Source organism: Intestinimonas massiliensis (ex Afouda et al. 2020), from assembly GCF_900626285.1.
Taxonomy (GTDB): Bacteria; Bacillota; Clostridia; order Oscillospirales; family Oscillospiraceae; genus Flavonifractor; species Flavonifractor massiliensis_A.
The window spans coordinates 190,742-214,238 of sequence record NZ_LR131148.1; the positions used below are offsets into that span (position 1 = coordinate 190,742).

The following is a 23,497-nucleotide window of genomic DNA, read 5'->3' on the forward strand; positions in this document are numbered from 1 at the left end:
TTATGCAAATACGCAGGCTTGTAGTTGATAATCACAAGTGCCTTGTGGATTTTTTGGTGAAGTTTCATGCCGTTGACGGTGGTAGTTCGACCATTCTAATTGGCGAAAATGGCACTGGTAAAAGCACTATGCTGGAAACACTTTTGGACATTTTTATGTCCTTTGATTCTCCGGCTGTTGAGAAACAGATTGATTATAGTTACGAGCTTGAGTACTTGTTTGCCGGAAGCATCATTCAGATATATCACTCTGATAAAAGATACAAAATAGATGTTGATCACAGAAACTTATGCGTTGGGACTATGTCCACGATTCGATCTTATCTGAAGAATAACAACACATCTATTTTCCCGCAAAGAATTATGTATTTCTACTCTGGAGCAAACAATAAAGCGAATGGGAGTTTTAAGCTTGTCAACTCACAATATGTCAAAGCTTGCAGAGATTCAATTACACAATATTGGAACACAGTGTATTTGCTAAACCATGAGTACACATCCCAATTTCCAAAGCGCAAATACAATTTTTTCAGAGAAGAACTGACACCTATATATTTAGTCTCCATCCTTGCCGGAGAGGACTCTTTTGAAAAGCGCTATTTGCATTCCCAGTGCCATATAGAGGGCGTGGAAAGTGTCTCGCTTTCCCTGGATTTGGGCAAACTTCCAGGTCGTCTCCGAGAAGATATTTCAGAAGTTGGAAAAGACGGCGTCTTAGAAATCATCTCGTTTATTGATGACCGCTTTACAGAGCTGTTTCAAAAAGGTTATTTGTATGATGATGGCGAGAAGTTTTATTTTGAAATCAATGGCATTTATGACGCGTATGCAGATCAGATATCAATTTACGAACTATTAGAAAAGCTCCTAACTCTTTTTGATGCGGACATAGAGGTGTATGTGTCCTTTGGAGAAAGTCGAGTGAGGTGTTCTGACCTAAGCGAGGGGCAACGGCAACTAATTAAGATACTTGGTATGCTTGGCGTTTGCAAAAGTGAAGATACTCTCGTCCTTATGGATGAGCCAGATGCGCACATGAATCCTAAATGGAAATATGACCTCAAACAGACGATTGATCAATCACTGCAGGAAGCAATCAACACGCAAGCCATTATTGCAACGCATGATCCATTGGTTATCAACGGTGTAGAAAAAGAATTCATTCGTATCTTTATGTATAACCGGGATATTGTCCGAAATAACAACTGGTATTTTACTCGAGCGGTTGAACCAGAAGAAGATACAGCTGGTATGGGTATTGATGGTATTTTACAAAGTGAGTATTATGGACTGAATAGTACCCTAGATGCAGAAACTAAATCTAAACTAGACGAAAAGAGAGATCTTCTCGTAAAGAGGCAGGAAGGAACAATCAGCCCTGAAGAACAAGAAAAACTGCACTCGCTTACAGAGGAGATTGAAGATCTTACCTTTTCAAGAAATATTCCGACAGATGACCTTTATGATGAATTTGTTGTGGCAATGCACAAACTGCAGCAAGAAAACCCCATTTCGGAACTAACTCAGGAACAGATTCAGGAGAGAAATCGAAAAGCGCACGAAATTATTAAGGGCTTGATGGAAAAATGAGATATATAGATTTATCAGCCATTGATATAGATGATCCACAAGTAAGGCAATGGCTTGAAAAAGCACATCGGGCAACGCAAGACATGAGACAGGCAGCCAATCACGCAGCAAGATGTGAGTATTTAAAGAATCATGCAATTTGGAGAGATTTCAAAGAAATATTGATTAAATATTATGGTCATATTTGTTGGTATTCCGAGTGTGCCCTAACGGGATCATATGGGGATGTAGATCATTTTAGGCCGAAGAATAAGTCCACCGAAGCGAACGGAGAGTGTATTTTGCCTGATGGGTACTGGTGGCTTGCATATGACTATTTAAATTATCGCTTGAGCTGCGAAGTTTGTAATCGACCATCTGGTGAAGGCGGGAAAAAAGATATTTTCCCATTGAAGCCAGATATACCTCCCTCAGAACCATTTGCTGAAAATGAGGCAGGTTATTTGCTCATTGATCCATGTGAGTACCATGATACGCAACTAATAGGTTTCGATGAAAACGGTGCTATTATTGCGCTGTCGTCCGATAAATGGGAGCGGACGCGAGTGAATGTAAGCCGAGCAGTATATAATTGGGATCATTTTAATGCTGCGAGGAAACGAGTTCGATTACAGTGTAGAACTGCTCTCATGGCGTTTGAGTTTGAATATGCACATGAAAGCGGTCAGATGCTTGATGCGATAGAGGGAATTTCCTGCTTGGTAGACGATAAAGCACCCTATTCGTCATTTGCCAAGCAATACATAGCTTTAAAAATAGAAGGCAAGCCGTATGAAAAAGAGTTAAAGCATCTCCTTAAAATTCGGTAATCTTGCCGCATCATTTTAGCCTGCCCTTACTATTTGGAGTTTTGTGCTATCGTGTCTTGCTACAAGGAACTGTGAAACATGGGTTGATATGTATTCCTTTGCCTTATAGGACACCGTCTTTCGATGTGAAAGAGGTCAAAACCTTAAGCTAAAACCATATCAAAATAGCATTAGGAACGAGGTATGAAGTGGAATATATAGAGAGATATATAGAGAATTGAATTGAACAAGAAATAACTATTATTTATTTTGCCAACTCCAGGAACGCCTCACGGTATGTTTCCAAAATCCGGGCAGCGGCGGCATCGATCTTCTCATCATCGGTCAGTTCACGCTTGCCAACTTGAGGCGCCTGGGAAGGGGAAGGACCGCTCTCCAACTGCTGGTCACTATGCGGGATAGAATTGACTTTTTCTGACATCATGCTTACCTCGCTTTCCGTCTAAACTTATCTGCTTTTATTTTGGCAGATAATTGCTCGAAGCACAAGGAAATCCTATCACGGTGAACACAATCAAGGGGTGCGCCGCAAAACGTTTGGTTTTGCGGCGCACCCTTCTTTCTTGGATAACGGTATAGACGGCACCGCCGAAAAATCCACTTTCCGTATTTACCAAGCGGGGACAATATGATATACTAATTTAACACACATATCATATTACAGGACGGTGATTTTATGGCCGCTGCCAATCCAATCGTGATCTACTCCCGAAAATCCAAGTTCACCGGTAAAGGGGAGAGCATCGAAAACCAGATTGAAATGTGCAGGCAGTATATCCGCTTGCAGTTTGGAGACGACGCCGCGGAGCAAGCCCTGGTATATGAGGACGAAGGCTTCTCCGGCGGCACGCTGGAGCGGCCGCAGTTCAAAAGAATGATGGCCGATGCAAAAGAAAAGAATTTCCGGGCCATCGTCGTTTACCGCCTGGATCGGATCAGCCGCAACATCGGTGATTTTGCCAAGCTGATTGAGCAGTTGAATAGGATGAAGATCGACTTCATCTCCATTAAGGAGCAGTTTGATACTTCCTCTCCCATGGGACGGGCCATGATGTATATTTCCTCGGTTTTTTCCCAGTTGGAGCGGGAGACCATTGCTGAGCGCATCCGGGACAATATGCATGAGCTGTCCAAAACAGGGCGCTGGCTGGGCGGCAACACCCCCACAGGCTATGAGTCGGAGAGTATCTCCCATGTGACCATCGACGGCAAGACCAAGAAGGCCTGCAAGCTGAAGATTCTCCCGGAGGAGATCGGCATCGTCAAGTTGATCTATGACAAGTTCCTGGAAACCGGCTCGCTGACAAAGACGGAGACCTACCTGCTGCAAAATGGCTATACCACAAAAAACGGCAAGCAGTTTACCCGCTTTGCCGTCAAGGGGATTCTGTCCAATCCGGTTTATTTGATTGCTGACGAATTTGCCTATGACTACCTGACGGAAAACCATGTGGACCTCTTTGCGGAGAAAAGCGACTTTGACGGCGTTCACGGCATCATGGCCTATAACCGCACCTTGCAGCAGCCGGGGAGAGCCCACCAGATCAAGCCCATGGAGGAGTGGATCGTGTCGGTGGGCAAGCACCAGGGGGTCATTGAGGGGAAGGCATGGGTCAAGGTACAGACGATTTTGGAGCGGAACAAATCCAAAAGTTACCGCAAGCCCCGCAGCAATGTGGCCCTGCTTTCCGGTCTGCTGATCTGCGGCAACTGCGGCGAGTACATGCGCCCTAAGCTGTCCAAGCGCCGGAATACAAAGGGCGAGTTTATTTATACCTACCTCTGCTCCATGAAGGAGCGCAGCCGGGGTCATGTCTGCAACATGAAAAACTGCAACGGCAATACATTAGACGCCGACATTATAGAGCAGCTGAAACATTTGAGTGAAGACGGCTCCGATTTTATCCGTCAACTGGAGCAGAGCAAGCGGGCACTGCTGGGTAATCGGCAGAGTTATGACGCAGAGATCTCCAACTTGGAATCCGAGATCGCCGCAAATGAGGAGGAGATCAAGGGCCTTGTCTCCGCCCTGGGAAAGTCCTCCGGTACCTCTGCCGAAAGTTATATTATGCAGCAGATTGATGAGCTGCATGAGAAAGGCGAGGGCTTGAAGCGGCATTTGGCGGAGTTGAAAGAGTTGACCTCCAGCCATGCCCTAGCAGACATTGAGTTTGACCTGTTGGCCCAGATGCTGTCCACGTTCAAGGACACCGTGGACAAAATGACGGTGGAGCAGAAGCGTGCGGCCATCCGTACCTTTGTCAAAGAGATTATCTGGGATGGGAAGGACGCCCATGTGGTGCTGTTTGGCTCGGAGTATGAATATGAGTTTCCCAAAACGCCGGCGGGCGTGGGGAAGCAAGTCGCAGGCAGTAAAACAGGGGAAAATCTTGCAGAAGCGGCGGATGGGGGCCTTGTGGAGCCGTCAGGAGCAGGTAGCAAATGAGATCCTGATGTATTTCCGGGCCCAGCGGAAAAATCAGGGTGAGCTGTCCCTGTCCGACTCCATCGATGGGGACGGGGACGGCAGTTCCCTGTCGCTGATGGATACCATCAGCGTGGACGACAACATGCTGGAGGAGTTGGATGCCAGGGAATCCTGCGTGAAGGTGCGCCGCTGTGTGCGGGACTGCCTGGATCCCCGGGAGACCATGGTCATCACACTGCGCTATGGGCTGAATGGAAGGACGCCCATGACCCAGCGGGAGATCGCGGCCCAGTGCGGCATTTCCCGGAGCTATGTATCCCGCATTGAAAAGAAAGCCCTCAAAAAGCTGGAGACAGCCATGGAGGGGCGGACATAAAAAAATCAGGAGCAAGCGTTTTGAACGCTTGCTCCTGATTGGCGCAGAAGGAGGGATTTGAACCCTCGCACGGTTTAACCCGCCTACTCCCTTAGCAGGGGAGCCCCTTCGGCCACTTGGGTACTTCTGCATACAGAATGTGCCGCCGAATCAAAAAAATATAAAAATGGCGGAGAGAGTGGGATTCGAACCCACGGATGCTTGCACATCGCCGGTTTTCAAGACCGGTTCCTTCAACCACTCGGACATCTCTCCACGTCCGGGCTCCGGCCAAATGCAAAAGAAATTATACAATACATTTGGCCTGTTGTCAATGAAAAGCGTAAAAATTTTTAATGAGTTATGTCTAGAAATCCGAGCCATGGTATGGTATAGTGAAAAAGCATGTGAAAAAGGAAGAAAAATTGCGGAAAACTGTGAGGTGCCCCCGGAAAATGATGGATATTACCAAGAAAAATCAAGCATTGTATCAGGAAAAGCTGACAACTCCAGAGGGAGTAGCGGCGCAGGTCAAGGACGGACAGCGAATTTTTATGGACATCGCGCTGGCCCAGCCCAAGGCTATTCTGGACGCGCTCTGTCAGCGAGCCAGACAGGGCCGGATGTCTGACGTCTCGCTGAGTATGCTGATGGACATCTACCCCGCGGACTGCTATCAGCCGGATCCTCCGGCCGGGCTGCATACCGTTTCACTGTTCTGCGGTGCCGGTGCCCGTCGGGCGGTCAACGCAGGCCAGTGCGATCTCCTGCCCGGCTATTACCGGGATTTTCCCCGGATCATTCGGGAAAACAGAGAAGTGAATGTGTTCTGCGCTGCGGCAGCACCTATGGACAGCAACGGCTATTTCAGCCTGGGTACGGCCGCCTCAGTCAGTCAGACGCTGATTGATAAAGCGGACGTGCTGCTGTTGGAGGTAAATGAGCACGTTCCCTATTCCTTCAGTGCCCCTGTGATCCATATCTCTCAGGTGACGGCGCTGTGTGAGAATAATATGCAGCTTCCGGCCATGAAAGCGGCCGAGTTGGACGAGGTGAGCCTGAAAATCGGCGCCCTGATTGCCAACGAGGTGCGGGACGGCTCCACGCTCCAGCTGGGAATTGGGGCAATTCCGGATGCAGTGGGCATGGCCCTGCGGGAGAAGCACAATCTGGGCATCCACACGGAGATGTTTACCGACAGCATGGTGGAGCTGCTCCAGTGCGGCGCGGTGGACAACAGCCGCAAGCCCATTCACCGGGGCCGGTCGGTAGCCACCTTTGCCTTTGGCTCCCAGCGGATTTACGATTACATCGACCACAACCGGGCCATTGAGATGCTGCCGGTGGAGTATGTCAACGACCCCGCAGTAATTGCCAGGCACCCCAATTTCGTGTCGGTGAATTCGGCGCTGGAAGTGGACTTTTTTGGCCAGGTTTGTGCCGAATCCATCGGGACCTATCAGGTATCCGGCACCGGCGGGCAGGTGGACTATGTCCGGGGCGCGGTGCTCTCCCCCGGCGGGCAGAGCTTCATTGCCTTCCCCTCTACAGCCAAGGGCGGGACTGTGAGCCGGATTATGCCCACTCTGACGCCGGGCGCCATTGTGACCACCGGTAAGAATGATGTGGACAATATCGTTACCGAGTACGGCATTGCCCGCCTGCGGGGCCGGACGCTGCGGGAGCGGACGGAGAACCTGATTGCCATTGCCCACCCCAAGTTCCGGGAGGAACTGCGGTACGCGGCCAAGAAACGGAATATTCTCATTTAATTAAAAAATGGGACCCGGTACGGGTCCCATTTTTTTAGTTCAGCGCCCAGACGCCGAAATTGAGGTAGGCCGCGAAGCTTACCCAAAGCAGGTAGGGTACCTGGAGCCAGGCGGCCCATTTGTCCACCTTGCGGAAGGTCAGCAGCATCCACAGAATGAGGGCCCACAGGACGGCCAGCCAGATCAGGGCAAGCCCATAGGCCTGGGCATTGAAAAAGATGATGCTCCAGAAAAAGTTGAAAGCCAGCTGGGTGCCGAAGAGCCCCAGCCCACGGGAGCGCTCCGGCGACGGCGGGGCCTGCCAGACCCGGGCCGCGCTGACGCCCATCAGGGCGAACAGGGCGCTCCAGACGATGGGAAAGACCATGCTGGGCGGCGAGAGGGGCGGCTTGGACACGGTGCGGGCGTAGAGGTCCGCCCCCTTCCGGGTCAGCCAGCCGGAGAGCCCGCCCACAGCCTCCGTACCCAGGATCCAGAGCGCGTACGTTTTCCATGTGTTTGTTTTCATATGCCATCACCCGGGAATAGGATATGCGGAAACGCTCTGGTTCTATGCGAAAACGCGCCTGGAAGAACGTGGATGGGACTTTACGGGAGAAAATGAAAAAGTTATAATAAAAAAGAAAACACGGTGCAATAAAAGGCTGCTTCCGTGCATTATACAAGCGGAGAGAAGTGGGGAGCGGAACTATGCTGATCTTATTGGAGACGATGGCAGAGGAGAGCAGGGGCGTTACAGCGCCGGAGCTGCTGGAGCCGCTGCTGCTCAAATTGGCCCAGGGCGATCAGGACGCCCTGGGAGAACTATATCACAGGGCCAGAGCCGCCGTCTACGGCCTGGCGCTGTCCTACCTGAAGCATGCCCACGACGCCGAGGACGTGACCCAGGATACCTTTGTGCGGATCTGGGAAAACGCGCCCCGTTACCGGCCCCAGGGCACGCCTCTGGCGTGGATTCTGGCGGTGGCCCGGAACCTGTCGCTGATGAAGCTGCGGGAGCGGGGCAAGACCCAGGACATGGAGCCGGAGGAGTGGGACCGCCTGGCCGCGGACAATCCTCTGGTGACGTCGGAGGACCGGCATGTGCTCCAGGCGGCCCTGTCCGGCCTGTCCGATGAGGAGCGGCGGGTGGTGATCCTCCACGCGGTGACCGGGTGGAAGCACCGGGAGATCGCAGAGCTGCTGGAGATGCCTCTGGCCACGGTGCTGTCCAAGTACCGCCGGGCCCTGCAGAAGCTGAAAAACACGCTGGAAGGGGGGGAGACGACATGAACGAGCGAGAAATGGAAAACCGCCTGCGCACGGCGCTGGAACATGCCGCACCCAACGACCTGGAGGCCGTCCGGGCCCGCTGCGGCACTCAGCACAGCGGGGATGTGATCCCCATGCCCAAGCGGAAGCGGCCGGTCCGCCGGGCGGTGCCCTGGCTGGTGGCCGCCTGCCTGGTGCTGGTGGTGGCCGGCGGCATGATGGGGAGCCGTTGGCAGCAGGCCTCCGCCGTGGCCGCCCGGGTCTCCCTGGACGTGAACCCCAGCGTGCTGCTGGAGGTCAGTCAGTCGGAAAAGGTGCTGTCGGCCCAGCCCATCAACGACGACGCCGGGGACATCCTGGACGGCATGGACCTGACGGGGACCGACCTGAACGTGGCCATCAACGCCATCGTGGGCTCCCTGCTCAAGCACGGCTATGTGGATGAGCTGGCTAATTCGGTGCTGGTGTCGGTAGAGGACAGCGACGCCGCCCGGGGCGCGGCTCTGGAGGAGAAGCTGACCGGCGAGATCTCCCAGGTGCTGGAGTCAGCCTCCATCAACGGGGCCATCCTGTCCCAGTGCTTTTCCAGCGACGACGCCCTGCGCCAAAAGGCGGAGGAGTATGGCATCTCAGTGGGCAAGGCGGCTCTGATCCAGACCCTGGTGGACAACAGCACCCATCTGACCTTTGAATCCCTGGTGGGCCTGTCCATCAATGAGCTCAACCTGCTGGTCAACTCCACGGCGGTGCAGGATCAGCCTGCCCAGCCCGGCGAGACGGTGGCGGAGCAGAGCGCCATTACCTCCACCGGTACCGCCAGCCAGAGCGGCTACATCGGCCTGGAGGCCGCCCAGAGCGCCGCCCTGACCCACGCGGGAGTGGACGCCTCCGCCGCCACCTGGCTGGAAACCGACTACGACTATGAGGACGGCCAGATGGTGTACGAGGTGGAATTCTCCGCCAACGGCGTGGAGTACGAGTACGACGTGGACGCCTCTACCGGCGCCATTCTGAAGGCCGAGCAGGAGGGCCGGCCCTGGAGCCAGGGCGCCGGCAATCAGGGCGGGGGCAATCAGACCACCGGCGGCGGCTCCTACCAGGTGATTGGCCGCGACGGCGCCCTGGACGTGGCGGTGGCCCACTCGGGGGTTGACCGCTCCCAAATCTACGATATTGACGTAGAGGAGGAGCTGGACGAGAATCCCCCGGAGTACAAGGTGGAATTCAAGCACCAGGGCTGGAAATTTGAGTATGAGATAGACGCCCGCACCGGCGACGTGCTGAAGCTGGAGCGGGGCGCCGTGGATTGAATCCCCTGAAAAGTGGAAAGACCTTCCGTCCCGGCGGAAGGTCTTTTTTTGCCCCTTGACAGCTGGATATGATGGTGATATGATTTTGATATCAAAAAGAAGGGGGCATTCCCATGAAAGAGAAACTGATTCAGGGGCACAAACACGGCCTGGCGGTGCTGCTGCTCCTTGTGGTGCTGTACGCCGCGGCGGTGGTGGGCGTCATCCTGGGGGCGGCGGCGGTGGACGCCGGCCGGGGAGGGGCCGGCTGGCCGGCCCTGCTGGCGGTGTGCATTGTCTGGCTGAGCCTGGGCTGGATTTTCCTGTGCGGGCTGAAGGTGCTCAAGCCCCAGGAGGCCCTGGTGCTCACCCTGTTCGGCAAGTATGTGGGCACCCTGAAGGGGGAGGGCTTCTACTATGTCAACCCCTTCTGCTCCGGCGTGAACCCCGCCGCCAAGACCCGGCTGAACCAGAGCGGGGACGTGGACGGCGGCGGTAAGGGCGTGACCCTGAAGGTGGACGCGGAGACTGCGGGCAAGCGGATCTCTCTGAAAATCATGACCCTGAACAACAACCGGCAGAAGATCAACGACTGCCTGGGCAACCCGGTGGAGATCGGCATTGCGGTGATGTGGCGGGTGGTGGATACCGCCAAGGCGGTGTTCGATGTGGACAACTACAAGGAGTACCTGTCCCTCCAGTGTGACAGCGCCCTGCGGAACATCGTGCGTATCTATCCCTACGACGTGGCCCCCAACGTGGACACCACCGGGGACGGCATTGCCGACGAGGGCAGCCTGCGGGGCTCCAGCGAGGTGGTGGCCGCCCGCATCAAGGACGAGATCCAGAGCAAGGTGACCCAGGCGGGGCTGGAGATCATCGAGGCCCGCATCACCTACCTGGCCTATGCGCCTGAGATCGCCGCGGTGATGCTCCAGCGGCAGCAGGCCTCCGCCATCATTGACGCCCGGAAGATGATCGTGGACGGGGCCGTTGGCATGGTGGAGATGGCCCTGGAGCGGCTGAGCGAGAAGCAGGTGGTGGAGCTGGACGAGGAGCGGAAGGCCGCCATGGTGTCCAACCTGCTGGTGGTGCTCTGCGGCAACCGGGACGCCCAGCCGGTGGTCAACTCCGGGAGCCTCTACTGATGGCCGCCGACGGCAAGAAGCAGGTACCCCTGCGCCTGTCCCCCAAGCTGTACGCCGCCATCGCCGCCTGGGCGGAGGACGATTTCCGCTCGGTGAACGGCCAGATCGAGTATCTGCTCACCGAGTGCGTCCGGCAGCGGAAGAAGAACGGCAAGTACGTCTCCGATGAGATCGACGTGCCGCCGGAGCTGGATATCAAGTAAAAAGCGAGCCCGGCCGGATGTTCCGGCCGGGCTCGCTGTGTTGTGTTCAGGCTTCTTCCGCCGCGCCCAGACTGACCTCGGGCATCAGCTCCTTGCTGATGATGGAGAGCATCTCCTCCAGCTTGACGCACTCCTCGGGTGTGAACCGCTGCCGCATCCGCTCGGTGACCACGTGGACGTAGTCGTTGCTGATGTTGTAATAGTCCCTGTACTTCTGGGTCACCTGCAGGTGGTACTCCCGCTTGTCCTGGGCGGACTGGATTTTTTGCACATACCCCTTGCGGATGAGGCTGTTGATCTTGTAGGCCGCGTTGGGGGGCGAGATGCGCATGAAGGAGGCGAATTCATTGACCGTAGGGGAGCCCAGGGCCTGGATGGTCTCCATGGCAAAGGTCTCCACCGTGGTCAGGCTGGCCTCCCGGTTTTGGAAGCGCTCAAAGATCTCCTGATAGAAATGCAGCTTGAATTTCGTATACACGGTTTCAAATCTCTGTTCCAGCATGCCGCAGCCTCCGCATTCTCAATCATTTTATTCATTATATCAAACGGCGGAGGAAAGGGCAATCAGGAATCCTTGCCCAGGGCAAAGGTGAGTTCCGCCGTGGCCGCCACCTGGCCATTGACCGTGGCTTTGGCCGATCCGATCCCCACCGGACCCTTCTGCTTGATGAGGGTGCACTCCAGCTCCAGCACGTCGCCGGGGGTGACCTGGCGGCGGAACCGGGCGTTCCTGATGCCGCCGAAGAAGGCGATCTTGCCCCGGTTCTCCGGCATGGACAGCAGGGCCACCGCGCCCACCTGGGCCAGAGCCTCCAGGATGAGCACGCCGGGCATTACGTGGTACTGGGGAAAGTGGCCCTGGAAGAAGGGCTCGTTGACGCTGACGCACTTGATGCCCTTGGCCCACTTGCCCTCCTCGCCGTCCACGATCCGGTCCACCAGGGCGAAGGGATAGCGGTGGGGGAGGATCTCGGCGATCTGATTGGAATTATACTGCATCATCCCTCAGCCCTCCCATCTCTTGAACAGGACGCAGGCGTTGTGGCCGCCGAAGCCCAGGGAGTTGGACAGCACGCATTCCACCTGAGCCTCCCGGCCCTGGTTGGGCACGTAGTCCAGGTCGCAGGCCGGGTCGGGCACCTGGTAGTTGATGGTGGCGGGCAGGAAGCCGTCCTTCAGGGTGAGGGCGGAGAAGATGGCCTCCACCGCGCCGGCGGCCCCCAGCATGTGGCCGGTCATGGACTTGGTGGAGCTGACCGCCAGCTGGTAGGCGTGGTCGCCGAAGACGGTCTTGATAGCGGCGGTCTCGCCGGAGTCGTTCAGAGGGGTGGAGGTGCCGTGGGCGTTGATGTAGCCCACCTGCTCCGGGGCCACGCCGCCGTCGGCCAGGGCCTGGGCCATGGCCCGGGCGCCGCCCTCCCCGTTGGGGGCGGGGGCGGTCATGTGGTAGGCGTCGCAGGTGGCGCCGTAGCCCACCACCTCGGCGTAGATCCTGGCTCCCCGGGCCTTGGCGTGCTCGTACTCCTCCAGCATCAGGATGCCGGCGCCCTCGCCCATGACAAAGCCGGAGCGCTCTGCGTCAAAAGGAATGGAGGCCCGCTTGGGGTCATCCCCCACGTGGAGGGCCCGCATGGAAGTGAACCCGCCGATGGACAGGGGGGTGACGGCGGCCTCGGCGCCGCCGCACAGCATCACCTCGGCGTAGCCGTCCCGGATGTGGCGGAAGGCGTCGCCCACCGCGTTGGAGCCGCCGGCGCAGGCGGTCACCGGGCAGGTGCACATGCCCTGGAAGCCGAAGGCGATGGCGATGAGGCCGGCCCCCATGTTGGCGATGGTGGAGGGGATGTAGAAGGGGGAGGCCCGGTCAAAGCCCTTCTCCGAGCAGCGCATCTGCTCGGTCTCGGTGATGGCGACGCCGCCCACGCCGCTGGAGACGATAACGCCGCAGCGGGTGCGGTCAACGGCCTCCAGATCCAGGCCGCTGTCGGCCACCGCCTCCTTGGCGGAGGCCATGGCCAGCTGGGAGTACCGGGCCATGTGGCGCACATCCTTCTTGTCCAGCACGGAGGTGGGGTCCCAGTCCTTCACCTCGGCGGCCAGGTGGACCTTCTGCTTGGAAGCATCATACTGGGTGATGGGGGCGATGCCGCACACCCCGGCCTTCACGGCCTGCCAGGTCTCGGCCACATTGTGGCCCAGGGGGTTGACGCTCCCCATGCCGGTGATGACTACTCTGCGTTTTTCCATGTTCGTTCCTCCTTACATGCCCATTCCGCCATCGACGGAGAGGACCTGGCCGGTGATGTAGGCGGCCTCATCGGAGGCCAGGAAGGCCACGGCAGCGGCCACGTCCTCCGGCTTGCCCGCCCGGCCCACGGGGATGGAGGCCAGCATGGCCTCCCGGGCGGCGTCGGGCAGGGCGGCGGTCATGTCGGTGTCGATGTAGCCGGGGGCCACCGCGTTGACGGTGATGCCCCGACCGCCCAGCTCGCGGGCCAAAGACTTGGTCATGCCGATGACGCCGGCCTTGCTGGCGCAGTAGTTGATCTGGCCCGGGTTGCCCCGGAGGGCCACCACCGAGGAGAGGCTCACGATGCGGCCGTATCTGGCCTTCATCATGGGCCGGGCGGCGGCCTTCATGCACAGAAAGGCTCCCTTCAGGTTGGTGGCGATGACGGCGTCAAAATCCTCTTCCTTCAGCATCATGGCCAGGTTGTCCCGGGTGATGCCGGCGTTGTTCACCAGAATGTGGAGCCCGCCCAGCTCCTTCACGGCGGTGTCCATGAGCTTTTTTACGGCGGCGGCGTCGGCCACGTCCCCCTGGACGGCCCGGGCCTCCACCCCCAGCTCCTTCAGGGCAGCCAAAGTCTCCTCCGCGGCGGCGGTGTTGCCGGCGTAGGAGAACACCACGTTGGCCCCCCGGCGGGCCAGCTCCAGGCAGATGGCCCGGCCGATGCCCCGACTGCCGCCGGTGACAACGGCGGTCTTTCCAGTCATACTCATAGCGTTATCCTTTCAGAGCCGCGGCCAGCGCGTCGATGTCGGCGCAGGTCTCCACGGCGTAGGTCTTGATGGAGGGGGCGGTCTTTTTCACAAAGCCGCTGAGGGCCTTGCCCGGTCCGATCTCCACGATGGTGTCCACCCCCAGCTCCTCCAGCCGGCGGATGGTGTCCTCCATGTACACGGAGGACTGGACCTGCTTCTCCAGCAGGGCGGGGATGGTGTCCTCGGGGCCCATCTCCCGGCCCAGGCAGTTGAAGAGCACCGGGAACCTGGGGGTGCCGAAGGTGATCTCCTGGAACTTCTCCCGCAGGGCGTTCCCGGCGGGAGCCAGCAGGGAGGTGTGGAAGGGGCCGCTGACCTTCAGGGGGAGGCACCGCTTGGCGCCCAGCTCCTTGGCCAATGCGGCGGCCTTGTCCACCGCCTCCTTCTGCCCGCCGATGACCAGCTGGCCGGGGCAGTTGTAATTGGCGATCTCCACCACACCGGCATCAGCGGCCTGATCGCAGGCCTGCTGCAGCTTCTCCCGGTCCAGGCCCAGCACGGCGGTCATGCCGCAGGACATGCCGGCGGCGGCGTCTGCCATGGCCTTGCCCCGGAAGGCGGCCAGGGAGATGGCCTGCTGGGGCGTGAATACCCCGGCGGCCTGGAGGGCAGAGTACTCGCCCAGGCTCAGTCCGGCGGCGTAGTCGGGGGTAATACCCAGCCCGGCCAGGATGGCGGTCATGCCCACGGCGAAGGCCACCATGCAGGGCTGGGTGTACTGGGTCTGGTTCAGTACCCCGTCGGGATCGGAAAAGGAGACGGTTTTCAGGTCAAAATCCACATCCGCGCCGTCCAGGACGGCCTTGAATTCCGGGTAGGCCTCGTACAGGTCGGCCCCCATGCCGGGGTGCTGGCTGCCCTGTCCGGCGTACAAAAAGGCGAGGCTCATACGTTCAGTCCTTTCACCACGGCGGCACAGCCGCGCATCAGATCTTCAAAAATGGCCCGCAGGGGACGGATTTCGTGGACCATGCCGGCCACCTGACCGGCCATAAAGCTGCCGGTGTCCAGGTCGCCGTCAAACACCGCCCGGCGGAGAGAGCCCAGGGTCAGCTTCTCCATCTCAGCCAGGGGCAAATTCTGCTTCTCCATCCGCAGGTACTCCCGGGCCATCTTGTTCTTCAGCACCCGGACAGGGGCCCCACCGGAGCGGCCGGTGACGGTGGTGTCGTTGGCCCCGGCCTTGATGACGGCCTGCTTGTAGTTGTCGTGGATGGGGCACTCCTCACTGGCCAGCAGGCAGGTGCCCACCTGCACGCCGCAGGCTCCCAGGGCGAAGGCGGCGGCCATCTGGCGGCCGTCGGCAATGCCGCCGGCGGCGATGACGGGCACGCTCACCGCGTCCACCACCTGGGGCACCAGGGCCATGGTGGTCATCTCGCCCACGTGGCCGCCGCTCTCGGTGCCCTCGGCGATGACGCCGTCGATGCCGTACCGCTCCAGCCGCTTGGCCAGGATGGGGGCGGCCACCACGGGGAACACCTTGATGCCAGCTTCCTTCCAGGCGGGGACGTACTTGCCCGGGTTGCCGGCGCCGGTGGTCACCACCTGGACGCCCTCCTCCACAACGACCTTGGCCAGGTCTTCAATGTGGGGGTTCATCAGCATCAGGTTGACGCCGAAGGGCTTGTCGGTATTGGCCTTGGCGGTGCGGATCTCAGCGCGGAGAGCCTCGGCGTCCATGCCGCCGGAGCCCACCAGGCCCAGGGCTCCCGCGTTGGACACGGCGGCGGCGAAGGCGCCGGTGGCGATGTTGGCCATGCCGCCCTGGATAATGGGGAATTCCGTCCCCAGCAGTTCGTTCAGTTTCATTGTCAAAACTCCTTATAGCCTTACGCCAGTTCCAGCAGTCCGCCGGCCCAGGTCAGTCCTCCGCCGAAGCCCACGCACAGGGCCTTCTGGCCGGAGGTAAGGGCGCCGGAGGTCACCAGCTCGTCCAGCAGGATGGGTACGCTGGCGGCGGAGGTGTTGCCGGTGCGGGCGATGTTGCCGGTGCATTTGGCGGGGTCCACCTTCAGCTTTTTTACAGCGAAATCAATGATCCGCTGATTGGCCTGATGGAACGCGAAGCGGTCTATCTGATCCAGGGGGACGCCCGCCTTGTCCGCCACCTCCTTGGCGCAGCGGGGGAGGGCCTCCACCGCAAAGCGGAACACGGTCTGGCCGTCCATATGGATGTAAGAGGGGGCGTCGGTATGGACGCCGGGGACCGTCAGAGCCTCCTGATTGCCCCGGCAGCCCAGCACTGCGTGCAGGGAGGGGTAGTCTTCCCGCCACTCCACCAGGGCGGCTCCCGCCCCGTCTCCGAAGAGGACACAGGTGGACCGGTCGGTGAAATCGGTAAGGCGGCTGAGTACCTCGCAGCCCACCACCAGACCGTATTTCCGGGGGGCGGCGGCCAGCAGGCACTGGGCTGTGTGCAGACCGTAGACAAAGCCGGAGCAGGCGGCGTTCAGGTCGAAGCACACCGTATCCTCCAAAAAGCCCAGCTCCCGCTGGAGGATGCAGGCGGCGGCGGGGGTGAGAAAGTCCGGAGACAAGGTGGCCACCAGGCATACCCCGATCTGTTCCGGGGAGATCCCCGCCCGGTCCAGGGCCTGTCTGGCGGCGGCCAGGCACAGGGAGGTGTGGCTCTCATTCCCGGAGCAGTGGCGGCGGCTGGAAATGCCGGTGCGGGAGACGATCCACTGGTCATTGGTGTCCACCAGTTTGGCCATGTCGTCGTTGGTGACCACCCGCTCCGGCAGGGCGGAACCGGTGGAGATCAATTTGATTCCGTTCATAGGCGCTCCTTTCGCAGGGCCTTACTGCCCATCAAGCGGAATTTTTTGTATCTGGCCGCGGCCAGAGCGGAGGGGCTCAGCTTGCTCAGGGCGGTCAGCTCCCGCACCAGAGCGGCGTCCAGGGCCCGAAAGACGGGCTGGGGGGCGGCGTGGGCCCCGGCGGCGGGCTCGGGGATGATGCCGTCGATGACCCCCAGCTCCAGCAGGTCGGCGGCGGTGAGCTTCATCACGTCGCAGGCCTCGCTGCTGCGGGAGGCGTCCTTCCACAGGATGGCGGCGAAGCCCTCAGGGGAGAGGACGGAGTAGACGGCGTTCTCCAGCATAAGCACCTTATTGCCTACCCCAAGGGCCAGGGCTCCGCCGCTGCCCCCCTCGCCAGTGACCACCGACACCACGGGGACGGTGAGGCCGGACAGCAGGGCCAGGGTGCGGGCGATGGCCTCTCCCTGGCCGTGGGCCTCGGCCTCCAGGCCCGGGTAGGCGCCGGGGGTGTCGATAAAGGTGATGATGGGCCGGCCGAACTTCTCGGCCTGGAGCATCAGCCGCTGGGCCTTCCGGTAGCCCTCGGGGGAGGGCATGCCGAAGTGGTTGGCCATGTGCTCCTCCAGGGTGCGGCCCTTCCGGTGGCCGATGACGGTGACCGGGTGGCCGTGGAACAGGGCGATGCCGCCCAGAATGCTGCCGTCGTCGGCGCAGTGCCGGTCGCCCCGCTGCTCAAAGAAGTCGGTGAACAGGGCGTCGATAAACTCCGCCGTGCCCGGCCGGTCGGCGTGGCGGGCCAGCGCCACCCGCTGGGCGGGAGTGAGATCATTTGGCACGGTCGCTCCCTCCTTTCCCGTGGAGCTTCAGCAGCCGGATCAGGGTGTCCCGCATCCGGGCCCGGGGCACGATGGCGTCCAGGAACCCGTGTTCCAGCAGATATTCGGCGCTCTGGAAGCCCTCCGGCAGCTTTTCCCCAATCGTCTGTTCAATGACCCGGGGCCCGGCAAAGCCGATGAGGGCGCCGGGCTCGGCCAGCATGATGTCCCCCAGGCTGGCAAAGCTGGCGGTGACCCCGCCGGTGGTGGGGTGGGTGAGCACCGAGATGTACAGCCCGCCCTTCTGAGAGAACCGGTCCAGGGCGGCGGAGGTCTTGGCCATCTGCATCAGGGACAGGATGCCCTCCTGCATCCTGGCTCCGCCGCTGGCGGAGAAGAGGATGAGGGGCAGCTTGTTCTTTTCTGCGTACTCCACCAGCCGGGTGACCTTCTCGCCCAGGGCGGCGCTCATGCTGCCCATGAAGAACCGGCTGTCCAGGGCGCCCACCGCCACCTTCTGGCCCGCGATGCGGCCGGTGGCGGTGACCACGCCCTCATTCATGCCGGTGCGCCGGCGGGCGGCGTCCAGCTTGGCGGCGTAGCCGGGGAAGGACAGGGGGTCGTTGGAGGAGAGGGCGCCGTCCAGCTCCCGGAAGGTGCCCTTGTCCAGCACCAGGCTCAGCCGGTAGTAGGCCCCGATGGGGTAGTGGTGGCCGCACAGGGGACATACGTAGTGCCCGGCCACCAGCTCCCGCCGCTTGACGGTGCCGCCGCAGGAGGGGCAGGTCTCCTCGGTGTGGGCGGGGGCGGGAGAGGTGCCCCGGAGGGCCTTCAGGGAGAGCAGCTTCTGCCGCCGCTGGGCAAAGACGTTGCTCATTTCTCCTCAGTCTCCTCTCCGCTCCGGCTCCAGGCCAGCAGGGTATCCATGTTGGCCTCCAGGAAGCCGGTGGTATAGTTGCCCCGGACGAAGTCGGGGTGGTGCAGGATCTGGTGGAGCAGGTCCACGTTGTTGGGGGGACCCTGGATGATGAGCTCCTCCAGAGCCCTACGCATCCGGCGGATGGCCTCCAGACGGGTGGGGGCGTGGACGATGAGCTTTGCCATCAGGGAATCGTAGTAGGGGGGCAGGGTGTAGCCGGTGTACAGGCCGGTGTCTACCCGCACTCCGCAGCCGCCGGGCAGATGGACGAAGTCGATCTTTCCCGGCCGGGGCTGGAAGTTGTGGGCCGGGTCCTCGGCGTTGATGCGGCACTCGATGGCGTGGCCCCGGAGCACGATGTCCTCCTGGGTGTGGGACAGGGGCAGACCGGCGGCAATGCGGATCTGCTCCCGCACCAGGTCCACCCCGGTGACCAGCTCGGTGACCGGGTGCTCCACCTGGACCCGGGTGTTCATCTCGATGAAGTAGAAGTTGCCCTCCTGGTCCAGCACGAACTCGATGGTGCCCGCGTTCTCATAGTGGGCGGCTCTGGCGGCGGCCACCGCGGCGGCACCCATCTTCTCCCGCAGCTCGGGGGTCAGGGCCCTGGAGGGGGATTCCTCGATGAGCTTCTGGTTGCGCCGCTGGATGGAGCAGTCCCGGTCCCCCAGCTGGATCACGTGGCCCTCTTTGTCGGCCAGGATCTGGAATTCGATGTGCCGGGGATTGAGGATCAGCTTCTCCAGGTACATCTCCCCGCTGCCGAAGCAGGCCACCGATTCGCTGCGGGCCTCCTCAAACAGGGGGATCAGCTGGTCGGGCTCGAACACCCGGCGCATGCCCCGTCCGCCGCCGCCGGCGGAGGCCTTGATGAGGACAGGGTAGCCGATGGAGTCTGCCAGGGCCTTGGCCTCCTCCGCCGTCTCCACCGCGCCGTCGGAGCCGGGCACCACCGGCACACCGGCGGCCACCATCAGCTTGCGGGCGGCGGCCTTGTTGCCCATGGCCCGGATCACGTCCCCGGAGGGACCGATGAAGGCAATGCCCGCCTGAGCGCAGGCGTCGGCAAAGTCGGCGTTTTCCGACAGGAAGCCGTAGCCCGGGTGGATGGCGTCGCAGCCGGTGGCCCGGGCCACAGTGAGGATGGCGTCCACGTTCAGATAGCTGTCGGCGGACCGGGCGGGGCCGATACAGTAGGCCCGCTCCGCCAGCTGGACGTGGAGGGCCTCCGCGTCGGCCTGGGAGTACACCACCACCGGCTCGATCTCCAGCTCCCGGCAGGCCCGGAAGATCCGGACGGCGATCTCGCCCCGATTGGCGATCAGAATACGCTTGAACATGGGCTCACCCTTCCCGGTAGCGGATGAGGGGGTCTCCGAAGGACACCAGGGCCCCGTCCTCCTGAAGGACGGCCTCGATGACGCAGTCGCAGGGGGCCTGCACCTCGTTCATCATCTTCATAGCCTCCATGAGGCACACGGTCTGTCCCTTCTTCACATGGTCGCCCGCCTTCACAAAGGGCTCGGCGTCGGGGGCGGAGGCGGCGTAGAAGGTGCCAACCAGAGGGGCGGTGATGCACAGCCCCTCCGGCTGGGCGGGTGCCGCCGCGGGAGACGGCGCAGGCGCGGCGGACAGAACCGGGGCGGCGGCGGGGGCGGCAACTCCCTTGCCCAGCTCCAGAGTGGTGTCCTTGGTGGTCAGCTTGAAGGAGGTGATGGTGCTGGCATCGAACCGGGCCATCAGCTCAAAAATCTCTTGATTGGTCATAGCTGCTCCTTTCGGCACAAAGGCGCCGGTAATACCGGCGCCTCAGGCAATGGTGCGGAGGACTGCGATCAGGCAGCGTGCTCCTCGATGTACTTCATCAGATCGCCCACAGTCTTCATGTTGGGCAGGTCTTCGTCGGCGATGGTCACGCCGAAGGCCTCCTCCAGAGCCATGGACAGCTCCACGGCGGCCAGAGAATCGGCCTCCAGATCCTCGGCCAGCCGGGCCTCGGGGGTGACCTTGTCGGCATCGCAGCTCAGAGTCTCCACAATGATATCCTTAACTTTCTCGAAATCCATAATAAATGCTCCTCACAAACCAGTTCAAAATTTTTAGTTAAATCATTTTACTTAAAAATTTTTAAATAAAATAATTTAAGCATATTTTATCAGGCGGCGGCCATTTGTCAAGAGCTTTTTTTGCCGAAAAAAGGAATTGGAGACGCAACACCTAGGGGCGCAAGGGAAACAGGGACAAAAAAATCCCCCGCGGCAGGGGCCGCGGGGGTGGGAATGGGGGTAAGTAACCGCCCCCTGAGGGGCGGCGCGGGGATCAGCCCCGGCAGCAGCCGCAGCCGCAGGAGCCGGAGTTCTCCTCCTCGTCCTCCCACAGGAAGGCGGGGACGGAGACGTAGACCGGCCAGCGGGCGGCGGAGCTGCCGCCGCTGGAGCGCAGGGACAGCTGGTCGAGAGCGGGCAGGGTGACGGCCCCGCCGTTGTTCCCGGAGCCGGAGCAGCAGCAGCCGCAGCGGCAGCAACGGCAGCAGCAGCGATTCTGACGATTGCAACAGCACATGGTAAAGTACCCCCATTCAAAATAGCGGCGGGTCTTTGCCCTCCGCAAGACAGTATACGCGCCTGGGGGCCGGCTGGTGCGGGCAGCAAAAAGCGCCGGTCCCCGGAGGGACCGGCGCAAGTGTGTCGAAACAGATTAGGCAGCCACCACGTTGACAGCGCGCAGCTTGTCGGCGTTCTTGGGATCGGGCTCCACATCATAGGTGACCTTCTGGCCCTCCTGGAGGGTCTTGAAGCCGTCGCACACGATAGCGGAGAAGTGCACGAACACGTCGTCGCCGCCCTCGTCGTTGGAGATGAAGCCGAAGCCCTTGGTCTCGTTGAACCACTTAACAGTACCGTGATACATAATTATGGTACCTCCTGAAAAGAATTTGGAGCTAAATGTCAAAGAAAAAACTCACATGATTGCGCATCGTCTGAAGAGGCGACGATGACTACAAAAATGTGAGTTCAGGCCGTGCATTTAGACTACCTTGATAATATACCACTGAACCGGCTGTCAGTCAAGAAAAATCACAGCTGTTCTTTCTCCTGGTTGTCGGCGATCAGACGGCGGATGGCCTCCTCCGGATAGGAGAGCAAACGGCCGTAATCCCAGGCGATCTGGGTGCGGTTGCCGCCGAAATAGACCTTCTCCCGCACCAGGTCCTCCTTCCAGCGCTTCAGCCGGAGATACTGGTCCAGAATGTGGTCGGCCCGGTAAAACAGCAGGTTGTGCTTACCCAGGTTCATGGAGATGGGGAACAGGTCGGTGAGCAGGGGCTCGTCCTCTATGTAGAACTTGGTCCCATAGCGCTGGCAGCTCTCTTTGGCAAAGGGAAGGAAAGCGTCCCGCTCCTCCGCACTGTCCATGGGACGGCTGAGGGCCAGGGTCTTCACACCCGCGTACACCATCTCGTTAAAGCAGTCGATCACGCCGCACTGATAGGAAAAAGAATCGATATTCTGCATGGTTTAGGGCCTCCTGTCTTCTGGGGCCTATTTTACTCCATTTACTCCCATCCTGCAAGAGAGAATGAAAGGGAAAGACAGGAGGCTTTGTCGAACCGGTCAAATCATTCTGCCCAGCCCCGGCAGCGCTCCACAGCCCGGTGCCACTGCCGGAGCAGCTCTGCCCGGCGGGGCTTCTCCATAGCGGGGGAGAAGCCGGTGTCCGGCCTGCGGAGTGCCTTCAGCTCCCCGCTGTCCCGCCACACGCCCACGGCCAGGCCGGCCAGGCAGGCGGCCCCCAGGGCGGTGGTCTCCCGGATGGCGGGGCGGAGGACCTGCCGGTCCAGAATGTCCGCCTGGAACTGCATCAGAAAGCCGTCCCGGCTGGCACCGCCGTCGGCCCGCAGGGCCCGGAGGGGCAAACCGGTGTCACCCTCCATGGCGTGGACCAGGTCGGCCACCTGGTAGGCGATGGATTCCTGGGCCGCCCGGGTGATATGTTCCCGACGGGTGCCCCGGGTCAGGCCCACCAGGACCCCCCGGGCGTACATGTCCCAGTAGGGGGCACCCAGGCCGGTAAAGGCGGGCACCAGGTATACCCCGCCGTTGTCCGGCACTTTTTGGGCGTAGTACTCCGCGTCCCGGCTTTCGGTAAAGAAGCGCAGCTCGTCCCGCAGCCACTGGATCACCGCGCCCCCCACGAACACCGAGCCCTCCAGGGCATACTGCACCTTGCCGTTCAGCCCCACCGCGATGGTGGTCAGCAGACCGTTGGAGCTGAAGCAGGGGGTCTCCCCGGTGTTCATCAGCAGGAAGCAGCCGGTGCCGTAGGTGTTCTTGGCGTCTCCGGGGTCAAAGCAGGTCTGCCCGAACAGGGCGGCCTGCTGGTCTCCGGCGATGCCGGCAATGGGGATCTGGACCCCCTGGATATCGGTATAGCCGTAGATCTCACTGGAGGAACACACCTTTGGCAGCATGGCCCGGGGGATGTCCAGTGCCTTCAGCAGGGTGTCGTCCCAGTCCAGCTTTCTGATGTCGTAGAGCATGGTGCGGGAGGCGTTGGTCACGTCGGTAGCGTGGACCGCCCCGCCGGTGAGCTTCCACAGCAGCCAGCTGTCCACGGTGCCGAAGAGGATCTCTCCCCGGCGGGCCTTCTCCCTGGCCCCCGCCACGTGGTCCAGGATCCAGGCGATCTTGGTGGCGGAGAAGTAGGCGTCTGGGATGAGGCCGGTGGTCTGGCGGATGTGGTCCTCCAGCCCGTCAGAGCGGAGCTTGTCCACCCTATCCGCCGTCCGGCGGCACTGCCACACGATGGCGTTGTAAATGGGCCTGCCGGTCTCCCTGTCCCACAAAATGGTGGTCTCCCGCTGGTTGGTGATGCCGATGGCGGCAATGTCGCCGGCGGCCACGCCGGACTGGGCGATGACCTCCATCATCACTCCGTACTGGGAGGACCAGATCTCCATGGGGTCGTGCTCCACCCAGCCCTCCTTGGGGTAAAACTGGGTGAACTCTTTCTGGGAGACGGACACGATATTTTGTTCCCGGTCGAAGAGAATGGCCCGGGAGCTGGTGGTGCCCTGATCCAGGGCCAGGAGATAGCTGCCCATTGCGG

27 protein-coding genes and 2 tRNA genes are annotated in these 23,497 nt (G+C 60.3%); 9 read left to right on the plus strand and 20 right to left on the minus strand.

Annotated features, from left to right (window positions below; genetic code table 11):
• Positions 1 to 2: 2 nt before the first annotated feature.
• Together E0E41_RS16810 and E0E41_RS16815 are read left to right on the plus strand one after the other, a co-directional pair.
• Positions 3 to 1,589 carry an AAA family ATPase gene (locus E0E41_RS16810; protein WP_130871046.1) on the plus strand — a complete coding sequence of 529 codons (1,587 nt, stop codon included), beginning with the start codon at positions 3 to 5 and terminating at the stop codon, positions 1,587 to 1,589.
• Positions 1,586 to 2,398: a hypothetical protein gene (locus tag E0E41_RS16815; protein WP_130871047.1), complete on the plus strand. Its 813-nt coding sequence runs from the start codon at positions 1,586 to 1,588 to the stop codon at positions 2,396 to 2,398. Before E0E41_RS16810 ends, E0E41_RS16815 begins: the two co-directional genes overlap by 4 nt.
• A gap of 244 nt (positions 2,399 to 2,642) precedes the next feature.
• Here the strand turns inward: E0E41_RS16815 and E0E41_RS18620 are convergent, their stop codons facing one another.
• Positions 2,643 to 2,819 carry a hypothetical protein gene (locus E0E41_RS18620; RefSeq protein WP_165450599.1) on the minus strand — a complete coding sequence of 59 codons (177 nt, stop codon included), beginning with the start codon at positions 2,817 to 2,819 and terminating at the stop codon, positions 2,643 to 2,645.
• Positions 2,820 to 3,074: 255 nt separating this feature from the next.
• Here E0E41_RS18620 and E0E41_RS16820 point away from each other — a divergent pair, with 255 nt between their 5' ends.
• Both E0E41_RS16820 and E0E41_RS16825 read left to right on the plus strand, forming a co-directional pair.
• Positions 3,075 to 4,844 carry a recombinase family protein gene (locus tag E0E41_RS16820; RefSeq protein ID WP_130871048.1) on the plus strand — a complete coding sequence of 590 codons (1,770 nt, stop codon included), beginning with the start codon at positions 3,075 to 3,077 and terminating at the stop codon, positions 4,842 to 4,844.
• The gene (locus E0E41_RS16825) at positions 4,789 to 5,202 is read left to right on the plus strand and encodes a sigma-70 family RNA polymerase sigma factor (protein WP_242623862.1); all 414 of its coding nucleotides are present in this window, start codon (positions 4,789 to 4,791) and stop codon (positions 5,200 to 5,202) included. The genes E0E41_RS16820 and E0E41_RS16825 overlap by 56 nt, the downstream gene beginning before the upstream one ends.
• Before the next feature lie 39 nt (positions 5,203 to 5,241).
• Here the strand turns inward: E0E41_RS16825 and E0E41_RS16830 are convergent.
• A tRNA-Ser gene (locus tag E0E41_RS16830) sits at positions 5,242 to 5,332 on the minus strand.
• Between the two features lie 37 nt (positions 5,333 to 5,369).
• Positions 5,370 to 5,457, minus strand: a tRNA-Ser gene (locus E0E41_RS16835).
• Between the two features lie 179 nt (positions 5,458 to 5,636).
• On the opposite strand from E0E41_RS16835, the gene E0E41_RS16840 reads away from it, so the two are divergent.
• Entirely contained in the window at positions 5,637 to 6,953 is a 1,317-nt protein-coding gene (locus E0E41_RS16840) for an acetyl-CoA hydrolase/transferase family protein (protein WP_242623863.1), read from the plus strand.
• Between the two features lie 34 nt (positions 6,954 to 6,987).
• On the opposite strand, the gene E0E41_RS16845 is transcribed toward E0E41_RS16840, so the two are convergent.
• The gene (locus E0E41_RS16845; RefSeq protein WP_130871049.1) at positions 6,988 to 7,461 is read right to left on the minus strand and encodes a TspO/MBR family protein; all 474 of its coding nucleotides are present in this window, start codon (positions 7,459 to 7,461) and stop codon (positions 6,988 to 6,990) included.
• A 182-nt stretch (positions 7,462 to 7,643) separates the two neighbouring features.
• Here E0E41_RS16845 and E0E41_RS16850 point away from each other — a divergent pair, with 182 nt between their 5' ends.
• The 4 genes from E0E41_RS16850 to E0E41_RS16865 all read left to right on the plus strand — a co-directional run bounded on the left by E0E41_RS16850 (position 7,644) and on the right by E0E41_RS16865 (position 10,844).
• A complete protein-coding gene (locus tag E0E41_RS16850) occupies positions 7,644 to 8,225 on the plus strand; it encodes an RNA polymerase sigma factor (protein WP_130871050.1) in 582 nt (193 codons plus the stop codon).
• Positions 8,222 to 9,514 carry an anti-sigma-I factor RsgI family protein gene (locus tag E0E41_RS16855; RefSeq protein ID WP_130871051.1) on the plus strand — a complete coding sequence of 431 codons (1,293 nt, stop codon included), beginning with the start codon at positions 8,222 to 8,224 and terminating at the stop codon, positions 9,512 to 9,514. Before E0E41_RS16850 ends, E0E41_RS16855 begins: the two co-directional genes overlap by 4 nt.
• A 113-nt stretch (positions 9,515 to 9,627) precedes the next feature.
• On the plus strand, positions 9,628 to 10,641 hold the full coding sequence (locus E0E41_RS16860) for an SPFH domain-containing protein (RefSeq protein WP_130871052.1): 1,014 nt from the start codon (positions 9,628 to 9,630) through the stop codon (positions 10,639 to 10,641).
• The gene (locus tag E0E41_RS16865) at positions 10,641 to 10,844 is read left to right on the plus strand and encodes a PTS ascorbate transporter subunit IIC (protein WP_130871053.1); all 204 of its coding nucleotides are present in this window, start codon (positions 10,641 to 10,643) and stop codon (positions 10,842 to 10,844) included. The genes E0E41_RS16860 and E0E41_RS16865 overlap by 1 nt, the downstream gene beginning before the upstream one ends.
• 46 nt (positions 10,845 to 10,890) lie before the next feature.
• Here the strand turns inward: E0E41_RS16865 and E0E41_RS16870 are convergent, their stop codons facing one another.
• The 16 genes from E0E41_RS16870 to glpK all read right to left on the minus strand — a co-directional run bounded on the left by E0E41_RS16870 (position 10,891) and on the right by glpK (position 23,492).
• Positions 10,891 to 11,346, minus strand: coding sequence for a MarR family transcriptional regulator (locus E0E41_RS16870; RefSeq protein ID WP_130871054.1), 456 nt, complete (start codon positions 11,344 to 11,346; stop codon positions 10,891 to 10,893).
• 62 nt (positions 11,347 to 11,408) lie between these two features.
• Positions 11,409 to 11,843 carry a 3-hydroxyacyl-ACP dehydratase FabZ gene (gene fabZ, locus E0E41_RS16875; RefSeq protein ID WP_165450612.1) on the minus strand — a complete coding sequence of 145 codons (435 nt, stop codon included), beginning with the start codon at positions 11,841 to 11,843 and terminating at the stop codon, positions 11,409 to 11,411.
• Between the two features lie 6 nt (positions 11,844 to 11,849).
• Complete coding sequence (fabF, locus tag E0E41_RS16880; protein WP_130871056.1) at positions 11,850 to 13,091, minus strand: beta-ketoacyl-ACP synthase II; 1,242 nt, start codon at positions 13,089 to 13,091, stop codon at positions 11,850 to 11,852.
• Positions 13,092 to 13,103: 12 nt separating this feature from the next.
• On the minus strand, positions 13,104 to 13,847 hold the full coding sequence (gene fabG / locus E0E41_RS16885) for a 3-oxoacyl-[acyl-carrier-protein] reductase (RefSeq protein WP_130871057.1): 744 nt from the start codon (positions 13,845 to 13,847) through the stop codon (positions 13,104 to 13,106).
• A 4-nt stretch (positions 13,848 to 13,851) separates the two neighbouring features.
• Positions 13,852 to 14,778, minus strand: a complete 927-nt coding sequence (gene fabD / locus E0E41_RS16890; RefSeq protein WP_130871058.1) for an ACP S-malonyltransferase — start codon at positions 14,776 to 14,778, stop codon at positions 13,852 to 13,854.
• Complete coding sequence (locus E0E41_RS16895; protein ID WP_130871059.1) at positions 14,775 to 15,701, minus strand: DUF561 domain-containing protein; 927 nt, start codon at positions 15,699 to 15,701, stop codon at positions 14,775 to 14,777. The genes fabD and E0E41_RS16895 overlap by 4 nt, the downstream gene beginning before the upstream one ends.
• 20 nt (positions 15,702 to 15,721) lie before the next feature.
• A complete protein-coding gene (locus tag E0E41_RS16900; protein ID WP_130871060.1) occupies positions 15,722 to 16,672 on the minus strand; it encodes a beta-ketoacyl-ACP synthase III in 951 nt (316 codons plus the stop codon).
• Positions 16,669 to 17,490 (minus strand): acetyl-CoA carboxylase carboxyltransferase subunit alpha, encoded by an 822-nt coding sequence (locus E0E41_RS16905; RefSeq protein ID WP_130871061.1) that lies wholly within the window; start codon positions 17,488 to 17,490, stop codon positions 16,669 to 16,671. The genes E0E41_RS16900 and E0E41_RS16905 overlap by 4 nt, the downstream gene beginning before the upstream one ends.
• Positions 17,480 to 18,346, minus strand: a complete 867-nt coding sequence (accD, locus tag E0E41_RS16910; protein ID WP_130871062.1) for an acetyl-CoA carboxylase, carboxyltransferase subunit beta — start codon at positions 18,344 to 18,346, stop codon at positions 17,480 to 17,482. Before accD ends, E0E41_RS16905 begins: the two co-directional genes overlap by 11 nt.
• Positions 18,343 to 19,728: an acetyl-CoA carboxylase biotin carboxylase subunit gene (gene accC / locus E0E41_RS16915; protein WP_130871063.1), complete on the minus strand. Its 1,386-nt coding sequence runs from the start codon at positions 19,726 to 19,728 to the stop codon at positions 18,343 to 18,345. Before accC ends, accD begins: the two co-directional genes overlap by 4 nt.
• A gap of 4 nt (positions 19,729 to 19,732) precedes the next feature.
• Positions 19,733 to 20,155, minus strand: a complete 423-nt coding sequence (gene accB / locus E0E41_RS16920; RefSeq protein WP_130871064.1) for an acetyl-CoA carboxylase biotin carboxyl carrier protein — start codon at positions 20,153 to 20,155, stop codon at positions 19,733 to 19,735.
• 68 nt (positions 20,156 to 20,223) lie between these two features.
• On the minus strand, positions 20,224 to 20,454 hold the full coding sequence (gene acpP, locus E0E41_RS16925) for an acyl carrier protein (protein ID WP_130871065.1): 231 nt from the start codon (positions 20,452 to 20,454) through the stop codon (positions 20,224 to 20,226).
• Positions 20,455 to 20,707: 253 nt separating this feature from the next.
• Positions 20,708 to 20,950 carry a hypothetical protein gene (locus E0E41_RS16930; protein ID WP_130871066.1) on the minus strand — a complete coding sequence of 81 codons (243 nt, stop codon included), beginning with the start codon at positions 20,948 to 20,950 and terminating at the stop codon, positions 20,708 to 20,710.
• A 135-nt stretch (positions 20,951 to 21,085) separates the two neighbouring features.
• Entirely contained in the window at positions 21,086 to 21,298 is a 213-nt protein-coding gene (locus tag E0E41_RS16935; protein ID WP_009259878.1) for a cold-shock protein, read from the minus strand.
• Between the two features lie 167 nt (positions 21,299 to 21,465).
• Positions 21,466 to 21,903 (minus strand): hypothetical protein, encoded by a 438-nt coding sequence (locus E0E41_RS16940; protein ID WP_130871067.1) that lies wholly within the window; start codon positions 21,901 to 21,903, stop codon positions 21,466 to 21,468.
• A gap of 104 nt (positions 21,904 to 22,007) precedes the next feature.
• Positions 22,008 to 23,492 carry a glycerol kinase GlpK gene (gene glpK / locus E0E41_RS16945; RefSeq protein ID WP_130871068.1) on the minus strand — a complete coding sequence of 495 codons (1,485 nt, stop codon included), beginning with the start codon at positions 23,490 to 23,492 and terminating at the stop codon, positions 22,008 to 22,010.
• Positions 23,493 to 23,497: the final 5 nt, after the last annotated feature.

Bases quoted from the DNA above. Each gene is read 5' to 3' on its own strand.
- E0E41_RS16810 (WP_130871046.1), top strand. From the start codon at position 3: ATGCAAATACGCAGGCTTGTAGTTGATAATCACAAGTGCCTTGTGGAT.
- E0E41_RS16815 (WP_130871047.1), top strand. From the start codon at position 1,586: ATGAGATATATAGATTTATCAGCCATTGATATAGATGATCCACAAGTA.
- E0E41_RS18620 (WP_165450599.1), bottom strand. From the start codon at position 2,819: ATGTCAGAAAAAGTCAATTCTATCCCGCATAGTGACCAGCAGTTGGAG.
- E0E41_RS16820 (WP_130871048.1), top strand. From the start codon at position 3,075: ATGGCCGCTGCCAATCCAATCGTGATCTACTCCCGAAAATCCAAGTTC.
- E0E41_RS16840 (WP_242623863.1), top strand. From the start codon at position 5,637: ATGATGGATATTACCAAGAAAAATCAAGCATTGTATCAGGAAAAGCTG.
- E0E41_RS16845 (WP_130871049.1), bottom strand. From the start codon at position 7,461: ATGAAAACAAACACATGGAAAACGTACGCGCTCTGGATCCTGGGTACG.
- E0E41_RS16850 (WP_130871050.1), top strand. From the start codon at position 7,644: ATGCTGATCTTATTGGAGACGATGGCAGAGGAGAGCAGGGGCGTTACA.
- E0E41_RS16855 (WP_130871051.1), top strand. From the start codon at position 8,222: ATGAACGAGCGAGAAATGGAAAACCGCCTGCGCACGGCGCTGGAACAT.
- E0E41_RS16860 (WP_130871052.1), top strand. From the start codon at position 9,628: ATGAAAGAGAAACTGATTCAGGGGCACAAACACGGCCTGGCGGTGCTG.
- E0E41_RS16865 (WP_130871053.1), top strand. From the start codon at position 10,641: ATGGCCGCCGACGGCAAGAAGCAGGTACCCCTGCGCCTGTCCCCCAAG.
- E0E41_RS16870 (WP_130871054.1), bottom strand. From the start codon at position 11,346: ATGCTGGAACAGAGATTTGAAACCGTGTATACGAAATTCAAGCTGCAT.
- fabZ (WP_165450612.1), bottom strand. From the start codon at position 11,843: ATGCAGTATAATTCCAATCAGATCGCCGAGATCCTCCCCCACCGCTAT.
- fabF (WP_130871056.1), bottom strand. From the start codon at position 13,091: ATGGAAAAACGCAGAGTAGTCATCACCGGCATGGGGAGCGTCAACCCC.
- fabG (WP_130871057.1), bottom strand. From the start codon at position 13,847: ATGAGTATGACTGGAAAGACCGCCGTTGTCACCGGCGGCAGTCGGGGC.
- fabD (WP_130871058.1), bottom strand. From the start codon at position 14,778: ATGAGCCTCGCCTTTTTGTACGCCGGACAGGGCAGCCAGCACCCCGGC.
- E0E41_RS16895 (WP_130871059.1), bottom strand. From the start codon at position 15,701: ATGAAACTGAACGAACTGCTGGGGACGGAATTCCCCATTATCCAGGGC.
- E0E41_RS16900 (WP_130871060.1), bottom strand. From the start codon at position 16,672: ATGAACGGAATCAAATTGATCTCCACCGGTTCCGCCCTGCCGGAGCGG.
- accD (WP_130871062.1), bottom strand. From the start codon at position 18,346: ATGAGCAACGTCTTTGCCCAGCGGCGGCAGAAGCTGCTCTCCCTGAAG.
- accC (WP_130871063.1), bottom strand. From the start codon at position 19,728: ATGTTCAAGCGTATTCTGATCGCCAATCGGGGCGAGATCGCCGTCCGG.
- accB (WP_130871064.1), bottom strand. From the start codon at position 20,155: ATGACCAATCAAGAGATTTTTGAGCTGATGGCCCGGTTCGATGCCAGC.
- acpP (WP_130871065.1), bottom strand. From the start codon at position 20,454: ATGGATTTCGAGAAAGTTAAGGATATCATTGTGGAGACTCTGAGCTGC.
- E0E41_RS16930 (WP_130871066.1), bottom strand. From the start codon at position 20,950: ATGTGCTGTTGCAATCGTCAGAATCGCTGCTGCTGCCGTTGCTGCCGC.
- E0E41_RS16935 (WP_009259878.1), bottom strand. From the start codon at position 21,298: ATGTATCACGGTACTGTTAAGTGGTTCAACGAGACCAAGGGCTTCGGC.
- E0E41_RS16940 (WP_130871067.1), bottom strand. From the start codon at position 21,903: ATGCAGAATATCGATTCTTTTTCCTATCAGTGCGGCGTGATCGACTGC.
- glpK (WP_130871068.1), bottom strand. From the start codon at position 23,492: ATGGGCAGCTATCTCCTGGCCCTGGATCAGGGCACCACCAGCTCCCGG.